Source organism: Paenibacillus pasadenensis (genome assembly GCF_023715725.1).
GTDB classification, from domain to species: Bacteria; Bacillota; Bacilli; order Paenibacillales; family Paenibacillaceae; genus Paenibacillus_O; species Paenibacillus_O pasadenensis_A.
The window spans coordinates 764,916-779,873 of the sequence record NZ_JAMBOT010000001.1 but is presented as its reverse complement, the minus strand read 5'-3'; the positions used below and the strand labels follow the sequence as shown (position 1 = coordinate 779,873).

The 14,958-nt window shown below is 52.0% G+C and carries 12 protein-coding genes; all 12 read left to right on the top strand.

Annotation, left to right across the window (positions count from 1 at the left end):
* Positions 1-22 precede the first annotated feature (22 nt).
* Positions 23-973, top strand: coding sequence for an ABC transporter permease (locus M3223_RS03530; RefSeq protein ID WP_251558985.1), 951 nt, complete (start codon positions 23-25; stop codon positions 971-973).
* Positions 974-990: 17 nt separating this feature from the next.
* Positions 991-1,884: a carbohydrate ABC transporter permease gene (locus tag M3223_RS03525; protein ID WP_251558983.1), complete on the top strand. Its 894-nt coding sequence runs from the start codon at positions 991-993 to the stop codon at positions 1,882-1,884.
* 53 nt (positions 1,885-1,937) lie between these two features.
* Positions 1,938-3,599 (top strand): hypothetical protein, encoded by a 1,662-nt coding sequence (locus M3223_RS03520; protein ID WP_251558981.1) that lies wholly within the window; start codon positions 1,938-1,940, stop codon positions 3,597-3,599.
* A 60-nt stretch (positions 3,600-3,659) separates the two neighbouring features.
* Positions 3,660-6,989: a carbohydrate binding domain-containing protein gene (locus M3223_RS03515; RefSeq protein WP_251558979.1), complete on the top strand. Its 3,330-nt coding sequence runs from the start codon at positions 3,660-3,662 to the stop codon at positions 6,987-6,989.
* Positions 6,990-7,072: 83 nt separating this feature from the next.
* Positions 7,073-8,122: a peptidylprolyl isomerase gene (locus tag M3223_RS03510; protein ID WP_251558977.1), complete on the top strand. Its 1,050-nt coding sequence runs from the start codon at positions 7,073-7,075 to the stop codon at positions 8,120-8,122.
* A gap of 763 nt (positions 8,123-8,885) precedes the next feature.
* Positions 8,886-9,161: an acyl carrier protein gene (locus tag M3223_RS03505; protein WP_251558975.1), complete on the top strand. Its 276-nt coding sequence runs from the start codon at positions 8,886-8,888 to the stop codon at positions 9,159-9,161.
* 3 nt (positions 9,162-9,164) lie between these two features.
* Positions 9,165-10,364, top strand: coding sequence for a beta-ketoacyl-[acyl-carrier-protein] synthase family protein (locus M3223_RS03500; protein WP_251558973.1), 1,200 nt, complete (start codon positions 9,165-9,167; stop codon positions 10,362-10,364).
* 38 nt (positions 10,365-10,402) lie between these two features.
* Positions 10,403-10,828 carry a 3-hydroxyacyl-ACP dehydratase FabZ gene (fabZ, locus tag M3223_RS03495; RefSeq protein ID WP_251558971.1) on the top strand — a complete coding sequence of 142 codons (426 nt, stop codon included), beginning with the start codon at positions 10,403-10,405 and terminating at the stop codon, positions 10,826-10,828.
* Positions 10,829-10,894: 66 nt separating this feature from the next.
* Positions 10,895-12,082, top strand: coding sequence for a beta-ketoacyl-[acyl-carrier-protein] synthase family protein (locus M3223_RS03490; protein ID WP_251558968.1), 1,188 nt, complete (start codon positions 10,895-10,897; stop codon positions 12,080-12,082).
* Positions 12,079-12,819, top strand: coding sequence for a 3-oxoacyl-[acyl-carrier-protein] reductase (gene fabG, locus M3223_RS03485; protein ID WP_251558966.1), 741 nt, complete (start codon positions 12,079-12,081; stop codon positions 12,817-12,819). The genes M3223_RS03490 and fabG overlap by 4 nt, the downstream gene beginning before the upstream one ends.
* A gap of 28 nt (positions 12,820-12,847) precedes the next feature.
* Entirely contained in the window at positions 12,848-13,114 is a 267-nt protein-coding gene (locus tag M3223_RS03480) for an acyl carrier protein (RefSeq protein WP_251558964.1), read from the top strand.
* Positions 13,115-13,170: 56 nt separating this feature from the next.
* The gene (locus M3223_RS03475) at positions 13,171-14,955 is read left to right on the top strand and encodes an ABC transporter ATP-binding protein (protein ID WP_251558962.1); all 1,785 of its coding nucleotides are present in this window, start codon (positions 13,171-13,173) and stop codon (positions 14,953-14,955) included.
* Positions 14,956-14,958: the final 3 nt, after the last annotated feature.

Genomic DNA, 14,958 nt, shown 5'->3' with positions numbered 1-14,958 from the left:
TCCAAAGAGGGAGATGTCTCGCATGAAGCCATTCAAAATCAGCTACCGCTTCAAAGCTCAATTTGAGCTCCAGTCCATGGTTTGGCCGGGGCTTCTCTTCGTATTCATCTTTGCCTATCTGCCGATGTACGGGGTCATGATTGCCTTCCAGCAGTTCGATTTTTTCACCTTGATTGAAAATGCGAACGCTAACATTTTTAAAATTTTCGCATCCTCTGAATTTGTCGGGCTGCAAAATTTCAAGGAATTCATCCATGACGACAGCTTCTGGCCGGTGCTGCGGAATACGCTGGGAATCAACATTTTGGGCCTTATCTTCGGCTTTCCGATTCCGATTATTTTTGCCCTCCTGTTAAACGAGATCACCTCGGCCAAATTCAAAAAAACGGTGCAGACGGTATCCTATCTGCCGCACTTTGTTTCCTGGGTCATCTTTGGCGGGATGGTGCTGACGAGCCTGTCGGCTGACAGAGGCGTCGTTAATGCGATTCTGGTCGGACTCGGACTATTCGATTCACCGGTGGAGTTTATGGCGAATCCGGATTACTTTTGGACGGTAGCCGTCGTTTCGGGCATTATTAAAAGCTTCGGCTTTGGAGCCGTGCTGTATATTGCGGCCATAGCGGGAGTAGACCAGGACCTTTATGAAGCTGCTTCGATCGACGGCTGCGGCAGATTCCGGAAAATTATTGACGTAACGCTGCCTTCCATCATGGGCACAGTCGTCATTATGCTCATTTTCTCGGTGAGCGGCATACTGGATACCGGCTTTGATCAAATTATCGTGCTGCAAAATTCGCTAAACGTAGAGATGAGCGAAACGATCGACACCTATGTGTACAAGCTTGGGGTCGGACAGATGAGATATTCGTACTCGGCCGCGGTCGGCCTTGCCAAATCCGTCATTGCCTTGATTCTCGTATTCCTGGCCAACTACTTGGCGAAGCGAATCAGCGGCAAAGGAATTATGTAGAGAGAGGGTGCTTCAAGATGGTAATTGGCAAAACGATCGGAGACCGCGTGTTCGAATTTGCGAACAGTCTCTTTATGATTGGTCTCATTGTGGTGACTCTGCTTCCGTTCTGGATGTGTCTGGTCGGCTCCTTCAGCGACGGCAACGAATATTTGCGGGGCGCTATCTCGCTCTGGCCGGAAGGGTTCAACTTTTATAATTACAAGGTTGTGTTTATGGACAAAACGATCTACAGCGCGTTCCTCGTTACGATTATGCGAACGCTGATCGGCACGGCTTTGAGCGTGTTGTTCACAGCTCTTGTGTCCTACGGCCTCTCTCGCAGCAATCTAAAGGGCCGGAACATCTACTCCGTGTTTCTGCTGATCTCGATGTTTTTTAGCGGCGGCTTGATTCCGTATTATCTCGTTCTTAAGCAGCTGGGGCTGATCGACAGCTTTTTCGTGTATATCATCCCTGCCTTGTTCAGCGTCTGGAATATGCTAATTTTCCAATCCTATTTCAGAGAAATTCCTTCGGTAGTCATTGAGTCCGCCCGCATTGACGGGGCAGGGGAGTACCGCATTTTTTTCCAGCTCATTTTGCCTCTGTCGAAGCCGGTGCTGGCTGCAATCGCTTTGTTCAGCGTCGTGGGACACTGGAACGCCTTTTACGACTCGATGATTTTTACCTCGTCCCAGTCGCTGGAGACCATTCAGCTGTTCCTTTACCGGATCATCAGCAATTCCTCCGAAGCGGCAGGCATGGCCAAGGCAGCCGCGGATGCGGTGCCGGTCGGAGCGAGAAAGGTCAACCCGGAAACGATTAAGATGGCGACAATGATGGTTACCACGTTCCCGATTCTAATCAGCTATCCGTTTCTTCAAAAGTATTTTGTCAAAGGCGTCATGATTGGCTCCGTCAAAGGTTAGCAGAGCACCTTCACCGGTGTTTTCCTATAAAACAAACGCAGGGGGAACAATGAATGAACAAATTGCGCAGAAAAGGCACATTCTCTCTATTATCCATTTCGGTTCTGCTGGCCACGGCGCTGGCAGGCTGCTCCAGCAGCGCACAGGAAAATACGCCGGCCGCTTCGACGGCTCCTTCGGCTGCGCCGGTTAAACAGGAAGGGCCGAGCTGGACCTGGGATAAAACACCGCTCAAAATCAAATGGTTCGTCGATGCGGATTGGTATAAAAAGAATTGGGACACCGGTATTAACACGCTGGACAAAAAGATAACCGAAGAAACGGGCATTTCAGTTGAGTTCATTACCGGCAACTCGGATAAATTCAACGCGCTGATCGCCAGCGGCCAGCTTCCCGATCTAGTGACGACCTATCATGGCTCGCCGCAGAGAGAGCTGCTTGAAAAAGGAAAACGGGTGCTGCCGCTGAACGAGCTGATCGAGAAATACGCGCCTGATTTTAAAGTTCCGCAAAGCATGCAGGATTGGTTCCGCAACAAGGACGGCAATTTCTACGGGTACGTGAACTACTTCTATGCTCCGGAAGAAATGACGGAAGAGAACTATTATGTCACCCATAACAAACTTTCGATGAGAAAGGATCTTGCGGAGCAGCTCGGAATTCCGCGCGAGGGATTGGATACAAAAGCAGGCATGCTGGACGCGCTGCGCAAAGTTCGCGACGCCAAGCTGGAGTACAACGGGCAAAAGGTTATCCCGTTTTATCCTCTGGAGGAAAAAGGCGCTCAATACTTTGCGCAGCAGTTCGGAATGGCGTGGGAAGACCCGCAGGGCAACTGGCTTGACTGGAGAAAACAGCCGGAGGCGCTGGAGGCGGTCAAGTTCATGAATCAGCTGTACCGCGAAAATCTGATGCCGCTGGATTCCATGCTCCTCAAGGAGGAACAGCTCGGAAGCAAGGTAGCCAACGGAACGGTATTTGCCTATCAGGGACAAAAAATGGACCAGTACGCGTCAAAAATGGAAGGCGCCAGCGAGAAGATCGGCTACTGGATTGCCGGACCGGTTAAAGGCGATTCCGCGAAGGAAGCTTATCTGTCCAGCTCCGGGCTCAACGGCTGGACGATGACAATGATTACAAAAGACTCCAAACATCCCGACCGGCTTGTGCGCTTTTTTGAATATATGACGCAGCCGGAAATAGTGCTGAACAATGTGCACGGCATTGAAGGCGTCACATGGGACATGGTGGACGGACATGTAGTGAAAAAGCCGGAAGTTCAAGCGGAGCTGGATAAAGACTGGGCCGCCGCGAGCCAGAAATATTTGAACGGCATGGAATGGTTCACCAACTGGGTGCCGGTACAGCGCAGCTTCCCGCTGCCTGCGAACGAGCTGCAGCGCTCCAACGGCGAGTACGAGAGCAAAGTGTACGGCCCTCGCGTAATGGATGACCGGACATTTGACGGGCTGATTCCGGATGCGGGAACGCCTGAGGTCGCAACCGGCGTTAAGCTGGATGAATACTGGAAGAAGATGGAGTCGAAAATGGTGTTGGCCAAGGACGACGCCGAGCTGGAGTCGCTGTATAAAGAAGCGATCCAGTACATGGACCAGCATGACTGGCAGAAGTGGTATGACATTATGAATGCCAAATTCAAAGCGAACAAGGAGAAGCTCGGGTTAAAATTTGCCTACCCGCCGCTGCAATCTTAAAACCTTACGCCGGGGGCGCAGCCAAGCGCTCCCGGCATCTCACATAAGGAGGGATTATTAATGAAAAAAACGGTAAAATGGTTGAGCCTGGCGATGGCCCTAACGCTTGTATTCGGCAATCCGCCGAGCCCGGGCCAGAAGAGCGTCGCAAATGCCAGCTCCAGCGGGGGCATAACGTATTATTTCGATTCCGCGGCGGGCAGCGACAGCAACAGCGGCACGGCAATCGGGGCGCCTTGGAAGTCGCTTGAAAAATTGAATGCGGTTACATTAGGGCCAGGCGACAAGGTGCTGCTGAAGGCGGGAAGTTACTTCACCGGGCAGCTGACGCCGAAAGGCTCCGGCGCCGAAGGCAATCCCATCGTAATCGACAAGTACGGCGAAGGCGCAAAGCCGATCATCGCTTACAACGACACGATTGCTGAACCGTATTATGCCAACTTTAAGTTTGACGATGCCGTCAATACGGCGTGGACAGCCAAAAAATCCGACGGCAGCAGCGGAGCGGCCAATGCGGGAATTGAGTCCGTCAACGGAGGAAAACGCGCTTTCCTGACCAACGGAACCCGTCTGGAGCAGACAATTACCGATCTGCAGCCGTACACGACGTATAAAATCGGCGTTGCCTACCGGCTGGAAAATTACGGCGAAGAGGTTCGGCTGGGCGCAAAACAGTTCAATTCAGTGGGCGACGATGTGTACACGGCGAATAAGTTATCAACCGGACTCTGGGGCGGCTACGAATATCATAGCATTCCCTTTACGACAGGCAATTCCACGACAGCCGTAATCTATTTGGAAAAGACGAACAGCGGAACAGGCAAGGCGTTTGCGGATGATCTGTACCTGTCACGCCAGTTTGTGCTTTTTCATAACAATGCGTATATCGAGGTCAACAATCTTGAAATAACCGGCATGAACAACCCGAGCGTGTCCAGAGGCATTGCGGTTAACGCGCAGGATATCGGGGAGCTGAAGCATGTCTACATCCGTAACACCTACGTCCGGGACATTGCCGGAAGCTTGACGAGCAAGGATACGGGAGGCATCCATTTTGACGTAAGCGGCAATATGGTTCCCACCCGTTTTTCCGATGCCAGAATTGAAAACAACGTGATCCGGCATGTGGACCGGACAGCCATCAGCACAGGCGTAAGCTGGTGGACCCATCCCGACCGGAAAAGCGGGGACCAGTGGTATCCGCATCAGGGCGTAGTCATCCGCAACAACACGGTTGACGATATTGGCGGCGACGGCATCGTGCCAAAGGGGACGGACGGCGCGCTGGTGGAATACAATACCGCTTCCAACACAAACGCAAGGGCTGGATCGGCCAACGTTGCCATTTGGCCTTGGGCAGCGGACAACACGGTCATTCAGTACAACGAGGCTTATCTGACTCGCACGACGTGGGACGGTCAAGGCTTCGACAGCGATTACCAGAGCAACGGCACTATTATCCAGTACAACTACAGCCATGACAACGAAGGCGGATTTGTGCTGATTTGCGCGCCGTCTCAGTCCGGCAAATTCACGAACAACACGATCATTCGTTACAACATCAGCCAGAACGACCGCAACAGCGTCATTCAGCTGAACGGCAATCCAAACAACACGCATATTTACAACAATACCATTTATGTCCGGGAAGGCCTGAACTCAAATATCATTGCTTCCTGGCCGTGGAACAACGGCTGGCCTACAAACACGACGTTTACGAACAATATCTTTTACAATCTGGGCTCCGGCGGTTACAAGTTTAACGATTCGCAGATTGCGGGAAATCCAATTAACACTGTTTTTGAAAATAACATTTATTACGGCAATTATCGGATCGCTTACCGTACGCCCGGCGACACAAATCCAGAGCCGAATCAGGTTGCGCTTGAAGCGGATAAGGCAAGAGGTGCCGTCGCAACGGCGGATCCGCAGCTGGCTTCGCCTGGCACAGGCGGACTGGGCATCAACACGGTGGATGGCTACAAGCTGGTTAACGGCTCGCCTGCCATCGGCTCCGGCCTGTTCATTGCGAACAACGGCGGTAAGGATTACTGGGGCAATCCGGTTGGCGGCAGCGCTCAAAGCAGCTTTAATATCGGCGCTTACGGGGGCTCCGGCGTGACGGCGCCGAGCAGTCCGGTTCCAACGCCAACCCCGACGCCTACTCCTTCACCGACTCCGACACCACCGGCTGAGCTTCCCGTAGTGGGCAATGGCGGTCTGGAAAGCGGCGGCCTGAGTCCGTGGACGAACTGGCAGACAGCCAGTGTCGTGAACAGCGGGGCGAGGAGCGGGAGTTATGCGCTGAAGCTGAACGGAGGTCCGGGCTCAGCGGAGCAGGTCGTAACCGTTCAGCCGAACACCACCTATGTATTAAAAGGGTACGGAAAAACCGGCTCCGCCAGCGAGCCGGTGCAGATCGGCGTCAAAAATTACGGCGGCAGCCAGCAGAGCGTGCAGATAACATCCGCCTCCTATGTGAAGGGCGAGGTTGAGTTTACGACAGGGCCTTCCAACACGGCCGCGACCATTTTCTTTTATAAACCAGCAGGCGCAAGCGCCGCGTTCGGGGATGATTTCAGCGTTAACCTGAAGCAGCTCGTCGTTAACGAGGACTTTGAGACGGGCAGCTTAAGCCCGTGGACCAGCTGGCAAACGGCCGGCGTAGTCAACAGCGGGGCGAGAAGCGGCAGTTACGCGCTGAAGCTGGACGGAGGACCGGGCTCAGCGGAGCAGGTTATAACGGTTGAGCCCAATACCGCTTATGTATTGAGCGGATACGGCAAAACAGGCTCTGCCAACGAGCCGGTCCAGATGGGCGTCAAAAACTACGGGGGCAATCAAACGCTCGTGCAGTTTTCTTCTACAACGTACACAAAGGGAGAGCTGTCGTTTACGACGGGAGCCTCCAGCACAACGGCGACGATCTTCTTTTATAAGCCATCCGGAGCAAGCGCGGCCTGGGGCGATGACTTTGTCGTCAAGCCCCGGCAGATGGCCGTAAACGGCGGATTTGAGAGCGGCGTTCTGAGTCCGTGGACGAACTGGCAGACGGCAAGCGTTGCGAGCAGCGGAGCGAGAAGCGGAAGTTATGCGCTGAAGCTGAACGGAGGACCGGGCTCAGCGGAGCAGGTTGTTGCCGTTGAACCGAACACGACTTATGTATTAAGCGGATACGGCAAAACGGCCAGCGCGAGCGAGCCGGTGCAGCTCGGCGTTAAACATTACGGCGGCAATCAAAAAACGACGGAAATTGCATCCGTGAACTACACCAAGGGCGAATTTATGTTTACGACGGGAGCCTCCAGCACAACGGCGACGATCTTTTTTTATAAGCCATCCGGAGCAAGCGCGGCCTGGGGCGACGATATTAGCCTGCTCAAGCAATAATAGTCAGTTGTATATTTGAATCGGAAAGAGACGTTTGCAGGGCGGAAGCCTTCGCGTCTCTTTTCCCCTTGAGGTGGGAGACGATGAGAAAAGTGCACTTTATCTGGACGGGTGTCGCACTGGTGTTCATTGCTGCTGTATTACTGGCGTCAGCACGAGGATTTGGCGATCTGGCAGACAGCGCGGAGGTTCTGACCGTCAATAATGAGCCAGTGACGGCCAGGGAGTTCAGAATGATTATGAATTCCGGGCCGGTTGCCGAGACTTACGCTTATTTTCAGAAGAAGCATGGGGCTGCGCCCGGCAAAAATTTCTGGGAATCCAATTTCGGAGGAGAGATCCCGATCGATTACGCACGCGGCAAAACGGTGGAGGCGCTCGTGCGGATTAAACTGAATCAATTATTGATGAAGCAAAACGGAGTGAAGCCGGATTTGAGCTACCGCACATTTATTGCTGGCTGGCAGAAGGAAAACGCACGAAGAAAAGCGGCGGTCGCTAAAGGCGAGCCGATATACGGGCCGGTCGAATATTCGGAAAGCGAATATTTCCGTTACGTTCTGACGAATGACGAGGTAGCATTGAAGGACAGGCTGGAGCAGGGCGAATTCAAGCTTACGGAGGAGGAACTGCGCGCCAGATATAAAGCGGCCAAGCCCCAGTTCCGGCTGCCGGATTCCATTAAGCTGGACAAAATTGAAATTCGCTTTGATCCTGAGAGCAGCGCCGGGCGCGAAGCGGCCAAACGGATCATCGGCGAGGCTCAACTGCAGTTGACGGGCGGCGCCAGCTTTGAGAGCGTGCAAAAGAAGTACAACAAAAATGGTCAAATGCTCGTTCAGCTGTTCGACGAAACGACACAGCGCAACGACGATGTCATTTATTCCGGGATGAAAGCGATCGCGGAGCAGCTTCAACAGGGGCAGATGAGCGAGGTTATTGAGACCGTAGGTTCCTATGTTATTTTGCGCTGCTCGGAAAGAGAGACGAACCGGTACAAACCGTTGACGGAGGTACAGGACAGCCTAAAGTCAGCTTATGTCGAGGAGCAGCTGAAAAAGCGGCTGGATGAACAGGTAAAAAGCGCGGAGGTGCAACTGAATGAAAGTGTGTACCGGCGCATGTTTGCATAGCGGGAGAAATTTTGATTCATTAATAAGGACAGCGCCGGGCGAAATGCGGTCAAGGGGGTCGTCCGGCGAGGCTCACCAGGGATTTTTTCTCCAAATAGGGAATCGATTTCAGATTTTTAAGTAGAGTGATAGAATTGAAATATTTCCCTTACTGAAATCGCTTATGAATCAAAATGATTCGAATTGATTAGAAAAGATCTAATATAACTATTCCGAGGAGATCTAAATTGATTCAGAATAGGTAAGGTTATTTTATATTAATATTTATGTTCGGTTGAAATCCACTCCGAACGATTAAGACAAAATATAACAGTATTTTTCCTGGCTCACGCTTTAGGAGGAAACTTGGAATATATTGTTGATTTAGCGTCTGAACGAATATATACTGCAAATATACTGAAGAACAGGCAACGATTTGAAATTTTCCCTCCTAGTTGAGACTCCAGCTTCCTTTCCACCACATTTCGGATGGCGGTTGAGATGAACGGTAATGTTGTAAGTGGCTGTCTCTACTCCATCGACGATGACCCCATGTGATCTGCTCTTGATTCATCTTAAACCTCTATGAACTGCTCTCAATTCTAATTAAGCATAATCCAGCGTTTAATAGATTTGAATTCCCTCATCAATTGAAAACGCCATTAGGAGGGGGGCTGATGCGCTTGTAGTTCGCTCTCGCTATTGCCGAAAAATTATCAAACCTTAAATGTAAGTGCTTCCAATGTAATAAATTCTATTTTTAGGTGAAAAGGGGCTGACATTTATGGGACAAGTGCAAGTATCGATTGAAAGTCAGATTAAGAGCATGATCGTTGAAAAGCTGGGACTTGATATTTTACCGGAAGACATTAACGATACCGCACCGCTTTTTGATGTAAATGAAAACGGAGAAGGCTTGGATCTTGATTCCGTTGACGCATTGGAGCTGGCGGTTGGTTTGAAGGAGCTGTTCGGCGTCAAGCCTCAAAGCAGCGATATGTCGGTGTTCAAAAATGTTCGTTCCATAGCGGACACGATCCGCAGTATTAACGGCGAATAACCGATGGTAAAACGTCAAGCCGTAGTTACCGGAATCGGCATTCTTACGTCAGGAAGTTCGGATCGGGAAACGTTTTTCCAGTCCATTATGAACGGAAAAAGCGGGCTGCGGCCTCAGGAGAAGCTAAGGCAGCTTGGCGTAAAAAGCGATGTGGCAGGCTGTATCAGTGAACCGTTTCCTGAGCTGGAAGAGGAGCAGCGGGTCGTACAATTGGCTTACGCTGCGCTGGAAGAAGCGTTGCAAGACAGCGGCCTAACCAAAACGGATATTGAAGAGCTCGGCGTACGGGCCGGTTTGTCTTTATCGGAGTCTGCTCCAGGCCATATCAGAACGCTGGCGTATATGAAGCAACTCCAGAACGGTAAGCTGGATTCGAACCGATTAATTGAAATTCCATCTTTGCTTTCCAGTATTGTGTCTTACATAGGTATTAGGGGCCAGACGTTCACCACGATGTCGGCCTGTGCAGCGGGAACGGCCGGTGCGGGCATTGCACTCGATTCAATTCGGTACGGAAGAGCGGATGTCATGATCGTTGTTGGGGCGGAGGCATTATCGGACAACTATATTGCGGGTTTTCACAGTCTGCAATCGATGAGCTTAAACGGCTGCGTGCCGTTTGATAAAGATCGTGACGGTTTGTCGCTTGGCGAGGGAATTGCTGTTTTTATCGTAGAGACCTTGGATAGAGCGAAGCAGCGCGGGGCTCACATCTATGGAGAGCTGCTGGGTTACGGGCTGGGCAATGACGCGCACCATATTACAAGTCCGGATCCCGAAGGAGAAGGGGCGGCCAGGACGATGCGGATGGCGCTGGAGGATTCCGGCTTGCAGCCATGCGATATTGACTACATCAATGCACATGGAACCGCTACCATATTGAACGACATTATGGAAATGCGGGCCATTTCCAAAGTGTTTCATACAGAGGAGGAACGGTCCAGCGTGATGGTCTCCTCCACAAAGGCGGTCACAGGACATTGCTTGGGAGCTGCAGGGAGCGTCGAATTGGCGGCAACGCTGCTCGCCGTTGACCGTGGAATTGTGCCTCCAACCGCCTCATTGAAGGAAACACAGGAACAATTTCAAGATTTTCAAATTTTGAAAGACCGGGCAGTCAACCGGCCAATTAACTACGCGCTTTCCAACTCGTACGCGTTTTTCGGCAACTCGGCAACTATTGTTGTTGGGCGTGTTGAATAGGAAGCGTCATGAATACTCAGGAGTGGGAGTTGCCTGGCATGGAGTCCGTTATTGAAATAACAAAAGCTTTGCCGCACCGGTATCCGTTCCTCATGGTGGACCGCATGGTAGAAGTTGAATATATGAAACGTTCTAAAGGCTACAAACACATCAGCATGAACGAACATTGGACCGCAGGACATTTTCCTGATGAACCGCTGTTTCCGGGGGTGCTGATGATTGAAACGATGGCTCAGGTGGGCGGTTTGATGTTTTGCAAGGCGGACAGTCAACCGGCAACTAAATTTTATTTGAGCGCCGTCAACAACATCAAGTTTCTTCATCCCGTTGTGCCAGGCGATACGTTCATGGTAGAGGCGGAATTAATCGAATCCTTTCATAAGTTCCATCAGATTAAATGTAAGGCTGCAGTTGGCGGTCTGACTGTCGCAACCGGCATGCTGACGCTGTGCCAGTCCATTTAATTGCGTATATAATGCGGCGCTGAACTAGCACGGCCAGTTATTTTACACTGACTTCGGGAGTGGCATATGCAGAAAATATTTGTTACGGCCGTAGGAGCGATCAGCTGTGCAGGGTCCGGTGCGGATGAATATTGGAATGGGATCAACAATTCAGCAGGCCTCGATCCCGCCCAACTTGATCTGCCGCTTGATTTTCCGCAGCGCATCGATAATAAGGCTGCCAGACGGATGGACCGCTTCTCGCGGCTGACCTTGAGCGCTTCAAAACAGGTGCTGGACGAGGAATGGCTGGAGAGAGAAGGGATGGACCGCACGCGAATCGGAACCGTGTTTACGACAGGTTACGGACCGGTCGTTTCCAATCTTGCTTTGAGCCAGCAAATTGTGTCCGGCGGCGTTGATGCGGTCAGTCCGACGGTTTTTGCCAGCACGCTCTATAACTCCGGCATCGGGCATACCTGCATGAATTTGAAGCTGCAAGGGGCGAGCACCGTCCTGATGGGCAGCAACGCCGTTGCGTATGCCGCTGATCTGCTCCAAAGCGGCAAGGCGGATGCCGTCCTGTGCGGCGGGGTGGAAGAATATTGTCCCGAGCTGTTCAATGCATTCAAGCTGCATCATCACGTCACCGAGGATGAGCATTACCTCTGCAGACCGCTGGATGAAAATCGAAGCGGTACGCGGCTTACCGAGGGGGCTGCTGCATTGCTGCTCGAGCCGGAGAGTGTAACCAGGAGCAGCCCGGAACGCATTTTATGCGAGGTAGCCGGATGTGCCAGCTTAGCCGGTGCAAGCCGTCCTGACCAGAAGCTGGAGGGGTTTGTTGGTTCAGCAGCGATACGTCAGGTAATGGAGCTGGCGCTTGCGAACGCCGCTCTCGGCCCGGACGATATGGACGGAATTTTAATGGCGGCCGGCGGAAGGCCTGCTGCCGACAGGGCAGAAGCGGAAGCGATTCGCGAGCTGTTCGGTGAGCGGTCAGCTTCCATTCCCGCAGCCTCCATTAAAGGAGCGGTAGGGGAAACGCTGGGCGCATCGTTCTCCATGAATACGGTCGCCGGGGCGTTAGCTATTGCCAAAGGCTGCATGCCTTTAACAGCGGGCTGCGTGACACCGGATCCATCGCTGGAGCTTGGGATCGTGCATCAGCAGCCGCGCCCTGGACGTTACCGTTCTATTCTGGTAAACGGATACGATGTCAATGGAGGCTTGCACTGCGTCGTGCTCTCCAGGTTCACGGAGGTGAGTCCTTGAGGTTTGACGGCCAGCTTGTTTTTGTGACCGGAGGAGCACGAGGAATCGGGCAGGCAATTGTAAAACGGTTTGCGGACGAAGGGGCCAGCGTTATTTTTACCTACCGGAGCAGTGAGTCCGCAGCTTTACAGCTGGAAGCCGATCTGACAGCCCAAGGGAAGCAGGCAAAAGCGGTTGCGCTGGATGTATCCAGCCATGATGCAGCGCTTGCAGTCGTAGAAGCGGCGGTTCAGGAACGGGGACCAATCAACGTGCTGGTCAACAATGCCGGCGTAACGGAAGACGGCTTTTTGATGCTGATGGAGGAGTCCTCTTGGGACAACGTCATCGACACGAATTTAAAAGGCGCCTATAACTGCTGCAAGGCGGTGCTGCCTGCAATGATCGGCAAGCGAAGCGGCGTTATCGTGAATATCGCCTCGGTAATTGGTATGGCCGGCGCCGCGAGCCAAACGAATTACAGCGCCTCCAAGGCGGGACTTATTGGCTTGACCCGTGCGCTTTCCAAAGAAGTGGGCGGCAAAGGAATTCGTGTAAACGCGATCGCCCCTGGTTATATTGCGACGGACATGCTGGAGAAGGTGCCGGAGCGAATCCGGCGTCAGTTTATAGAGAAAATTTCATGCGGACGTTTTGGTGAAGCGGATGAAGTGGCCAAGGTAGCGCTCTTCCTCGCTTCCAGCGAGGCCAGCTACATTTATGGCCAGACGATTGTTGTGGATGGCGGCATGATTTAGAGGACAATCCATTTAGGGAGGTTTAATGATGAGCGAGCAAGTGCAAACGGTAAGCTTTAACGGAAGATTTAACAGCGTGCTGGAAAAAAACATCGGTCAAGCCGTCGACGAAAATGTGCTGAAATTGGATTTTGTATCTGTAGGGCTGCACTCGATTGCCTTTGTAAAATTGATTGTAGCGCTGGAAAATGAATTTGACCTCGAGCTGGAGGATGCAGTTCTAATCCCCGACAATTTCTCCACCGTAGAAGAATTCAGAGCGAGCGTTCAGCAATTTGTTGAGGAGCGCAGCTAAGGCTCCCAACTCATACCCGATTCATAAGGCTAACTTATAAAAAATGGGGGACATCTATGCAGATCGCAAACCGTCAGTCTACGTACTCTCCGATCCGCAGACTGTTTGCATTTCTTAGACCCTACCGGTTCTGGCTTGCGGTTAAGCTGCTGAGCACAATCATTATGGCGGCTAACGATATCCTGCTTGTCTATATTATTAACCTGTTATTTTCATCCACGTTGTCCGAGGATAAATCGGGTTTGGTAGAGTCGGTTTATTGGCTCATCGCGTTCATTCTGATCGGCGCCGTCGTCAATTTTTTTAACGTCTACGCATCGGGACGGTACAGCGCCGCTGTAGCCCGGGATCTCAAAAATACGGTCGGCGAGCATATTAACAGGCTTCCCATCTCCTATATCGATTCTCGCCATTCCGGTGATTTCAGCTCCAGAATGACCAGCGGAATGAACGATATTGAACGGTTTATTAACACCGATCTTGCCTCTCTCGTTTTCCATGTTTTCCGTGTAACGATCTGTATTGCAATTATGTTCTACATGAACTGGCAGCTTACCCTGTTCTGCTTTGGCATGGTGCTGCTCATGGCTTTTTTGAGCGGAACGATCAGCAGACCGCTGGGCAAATATTCGGCAGAGGTGCAGCAGGAAATGGCGCGGATGAATACGGTCGTTCAGGATACGATCGGCGGCATTCATATGATCAAAGCCTATAATCTGACCGAGGTCATGTACAAGAAATGCCGGCAGCTGCTCGATAAGCTGATGGGCAGCTTCCTGCGGATAGAGAAACGGATCGCGGCAATTGGCTCCGTGAGCATATTTGTTCAGACGGCTCCTCTGGTAGGCTTTTTCCTGTTCGGCGGCTACCTGGTCAAACAAGATCTGTTGACGATTGGCGCATTGCTGGCGTTTGTCCAGTTCATTAATTACCTCGTGCAGGGCATGGGGGACATTCCGAGCCAGATCGGCCGGTTCAAAATGACCGCAGGCGTTGCGGATCATCTCTATGAATTGCTGGATCAAAAGACGGAGCGAATGGAGGGCAAACAGCCGCAAAAGCTTGTGCCTGAAGCTGCCGCAATTGAATTTCAGGATGTCAGCTTCTCCTACGACGGTAAATCAAAGGTTCTGGATGGAATCAGCTTCAAGCTGGAGCAGGGGAAAACAATCGCCTTGGTTGGAGCAAGCGGCTCGGGCAAATCGACCGTTTTTAAGCTCATCACCGGTTTTTATGATTATCAGGGCGGCTGTATCAGGCTATGTGGCGAACCGTTGACGGATTTGCAGCTTTCGGCTGCGCGAACGTTAATTTCGCAGGTGTCGCAGGATACCTTCCTGTTTCCGGGCTCTATCGCCGAAAATATTGCCTGCACGGATGACGGCTACAAGCTGGAAGATGTGGAACGGGCAGCAAAACAGGCGAACATCCACGAGTTCATCCGTGCGCTGCCGGAAGGGTACCGGACGCTTGTCGGCGAGCGCGGCGTAAAGTTGTCAGGAGGCCAGCGGCAGCGGATTGCCATTGCCCGGGCGATTATGAAGGACGCTCCTATTTTGCTGTTGGATGAGGCCACCTCGGCGCTGGATACGGAATCGGAAAAGTTCGTGCAGGAAGCGATTAACCGCATGATGCGCAACAGAACGGTGCTTGTCGTCGCGCACAGGCTATCAACGGTCATGAATGCGGATTGCATACTAGTCTTGCATGAGGGCCGCATTGCGGAGAGCGGCACCCATGCGGAGCTGCTTGCGCAGAACGGAATCTATCAGCGTCTGTATCACAATCAGGCAGATTCACAAACCGGACATTCCGATCAGATGGCTCAAGAGGGGGCGTAACCG

What these genes read in the sequence shown, in the direction of transcription:
- M3223_RS03510 (WP_251558977.1), top strand. Translation starts at nt 7,073, where the DNA reads ATGAGAAAAGTGCACTTTATCTGGACGGGTGTCGCACTGGTGTTCATT.
- fabZ (WP_251558971.1), top strand. Translation starts at nt 10,403, where the DNA reads ATGGAGTCCGTTATTGAAATAACAAAAGCTTTGCCGCACCGGTATCCG.
- M3223_RS03530 (WP_251558985.1), top strand. Translation starts at nt 23, where the DNA reads ATGAAGCCATTCAAAATCAGCTACCGCTTCAAAGCTCAATTTGAGCTC.
- M3223_RS03480 (WP_251558964.1), top strand. Translation starts at nt 12,848, where the DNA reads ATGAGCGAGCAAGTGCAAACGGTAAGCTTTAACGGAAGATTTAACAGC.
- M3223_RS03490 (WP_251558968.1), top strand. Translation starts at nt 10,895, where the DNA reads ATGCAGAAAATATTTGTTACGGCCGTAGGAGCGATCAGCTGTGCAGGG.
- M3223_RS03475 (WP_251558962.1), top strand. Translation starts at nt 13,171, where the DNA reads ATGCAGATCGCAAACCGTCAGTCTACGTACTCTCCGATCCGCAGACTG.
- M3223_RS03525 (WP_251558983.1), top strand. Translation starts at nt 991, where the DNA reads ATGGTAATTGGCAAAACGATCGGAGACCGCGTGTTCGAATTTGCGAAC.
- M3223_RS03505 (WP_251558975.1), top strand. Translation starts at nt 8,886, where the DNA reads ATGGGACAAGTGCAAGTATCGATTGAAAGTCAGATTAAGAGCATGATC.
- M3223_RS03500 (WP_251558973.1), top strand. Translation starts at nt 9,165, where the DNA reads ATGGTAAAACGTCAAGCCGTAGTTACCGGAATCGGCATTCTTACGTCA.
- M3223_RS03520 (WP_251558981.1), top strand. Translation starts at nt 1,938, where the DNA reads ATGAACAAATTGCGCAGAAAAGGCACATTCTCTCTATTATCCATTTCG.
- M3223_RS03515 (WP_251558979.1), top strand. Translation starts at nt 3,660, where the DNA reads ATGAAAAAAACGGTAAAATGGTTGAGCCTGGCGATGGCCCTAACGCTT.